Source organism: Parafannyhessea sp. (genome assembly GCF_051876455.1).
Taxonomy (GTDB): Bacteria; Actinomycetota; Coriobacteriia; order Coriobacteriales; family Atopobiaceae; genus Parafannyhessea.
This window is the reverse complement of the sequence record NZ_JBJEHW010000133.1, coordinates 1-2,539: the sequence shown is the minus strand read 5'-3', so window position 1 is coordinate 2,539 and position 2,539 is coordinate 1. Positions and strand designations below refer to the sequence as shown.

Annotated in this window: 2 protein-coding genes; both read left to right on the top strand. The window is 67.3% G+C overall.

Annotated elements, in window-relative coordinates:
• The coding region (locus ACI38Z_RS05815; protein ID WP_439789248.1) for an adenylate/guanylate cyclase domain-containing protein at positions 1–257 on the top strand (257 nt) is incomplete at its 5' end.
• Positions 258–509: 252 nt separating this feature from the next.
• Positions 510–2,539 (top strand): TIM barrel protein (locus tag ACI38Z_RS05810; RefSeq protein WP_439789247.1); only part of this gene is annotated, 2,030 nt, incomplete at its 3' end.

The window sequence follows — 2,539 nt, the reverse complement described above, 5'->3', positions numbered from 1 at the left end:
ACTGCGGGCCGGCCGTTGTGGGCAACATCGGCTGCGAGTTCCGCAAGGACTACACCGCCATTGGCGACACGGTGAACACGGCCGCGCGCCTGGAGGCCAACGCGCCGCGCGGGCAGATCTACATTTCGCGCACGCTGTACGAGCGGCTAGAGGGCCGCGTGCTGGTGGAGGAGGTGGGCCCGCTGGCGCTGAAGGGCAAGGCCAACGCCGTCGACGTGCTGCGCGTAGTGGGCCTGGCCGATGATGGCGAGCGCTAGGGACGCGGTGAAGGGACCCTCCGGGCCGTCATTTCGACCGGAGGCACGAAGTGCCGGAGTGGAGAAATCTCGGGTGGACCTGCAAGACCGTGTCTCGAGCTTTGGTCCCCTGACTCAATCCGAGATTTCTCCACGCGCTCACTAACGTTCGCTTGGTCGAATTGACGTTGAAAGAATAGATGCTGCTGGGTTAGGACAGGGTCTCTGAGCTGGCACAATAGCGGAGATGTTGCGAGATGGAGGGAAGAGGCAATGAAGCGGAGTTGGTTGATCGTGCCGGATGTGGAGCGCCTGGAGGAGAGCGTGGCGCTGGCAGAGGAGTATGGCGCTGCCTTCGAGTACGACGACTTCTACCAGCCCGCCGTCTACGAGGACGCGGCAGAGACCGAGCGCCGCATGGCGGCCTACCTGGCGCTTGAGCGCGACCGCTCGCATGACACCCTGCACGGCGTGTTCTTCGACATCAAGCCCAACAGCATGGACAGCGCCATCGCCCAGCGCAGCCGCGCGCTCATGCGGCAGTCGCTTGAGCTGGCCGGCCGCCTGGGCGTGCGCGGCGTCACCTTCCATTCGGACATCTACGGCGGCATGCGCCTGTCCATCCCGCCAGAAGTATGGCTGAACGCGGCAGAGTCGCTCTTCCGCCAGCTGTGCGCGGAAAACCCCGGCCTGGACGTGTGGCTGGAGAACACCATCGAGCAGGAGCCGGACCAGCTGCTGGCGCTGGCGCGGCGCATGGAGGACGTGCCGAACTTTGGGCTGACCTTTGACCTGGCGCACGCGAGCCTTTCCGCCACGCCGGCCCGCGCGTGGCTGGAGCAGCTGGGGCCCTACGTGCGCCACGTGCACCTCAACGACAACGACCTCTACGCAGACCGGCACTGGCCGGTGGGGCAGGGGAGCATCGACTACCCCGGCTTTGCGGCGCTGGCGGATGCGCACATCCCCGGCGTGCCCATGCTGATGGAGGTGCGCACGCTGGAGGACGCGCGGGAGTCTCTGGAGGCGATGGAGGCGCTGCGGCCGGCGGGCGAGGCCGCGGAGAGCGAGGTCGCGCCCGCTGTTGACGCGCCCGCGGCCGACGCGCCGCTCGACATCCGCATGCTGCAGGAGGTCCTGGAGACCGGCATCGAGCTCACCCGCCAGAAGGACAGCGCGCGCCTGCTGGACACCATCCTCACCAAGAGCATGGGCATCGCCAACTGCGACGGCGGCACGCTGTACGTGCTCAAGGACAGCGCGCTGCACTTCAAGATCATGAAGACGCACTCCATGGGCGTTGACCGCGGCGGCAACGGCGAGGACCTGGACATGCCGCCTGTGCCCATGCAGGCCTCCAACGTGAGTGCATGGGCGGCCCTCAACGCGCGCGCAGTATCCATCGACGACGTCTACGACGAGCACGACGAGTTCGACTTCTCTGGCCCCAAGCGCTTTGACGAGCAGACGGGTTACCGCACGCGATCGGTGCTGGCCGTGCCGCTCATGGACAGCAGCGGGCAGGTGCTGGGCGTGATGCAGCTCATCAACGCGCAGGACGAGCGCGGTCAGCTGTGCAGCTTTGCGCCGGAGCGCATGCGGCTGCTGCAGGCGCTGGCCAGCCAGGCCGCCGTGGCCATGCGCCAGATGGCCTACATCGAGGAGATCCGCGCGCAGATGTGGTCGTTCACCAGCGCGATGGCGGCGGCGATCGACCAGCGCACGCCGTACAACGGCAGCCACACGCGCAAGGTGGCGCACTACGCCGGGCTCATCGCGCAGCGGCTGGACGCGCTGGCGGCGGACGGGCAGCCCGGGGGCGAGCCCTTCAGCCGCGAGCGCACAGACCAGCTGATGATGGCGGCGCTGCTGCACGACATCGGCAAGATGGTCATCCCCACGGCTGTCATGGACAAGCCCACACGCCTGGGCGCGGAGCTCGATGCTGTGCTCGCGCGCATCCAGCTGCTCCAAGACCGCCAGCGCCTGGCGTTTTTCGAGGGCCGCTTGAGCGCTTCCGAGCGCGACTACGCACTCCTGGAGCTGGGTGCCACGCGCGAGCTGGTGCTCGAGGCAAACAGCGCCGGCTTCGTGCCGCAGGAGACGGCAGAGGCCCTGCGCTCTGCGGCTCAGCGCACGTACTGGAGCCGCGACGAGCAAGAGCACAGCCTCACGCCCCAGCAGGTGGAGAAGCTGTGCATCGCCAAGGGCACACTCTCGCCGCAGGAGCGCGCGGTGATGGAGAGTCATGTGGAAATGACGCGACGCATTCTTGCGGAGGTGCGCTTCAACGATGACTTTGC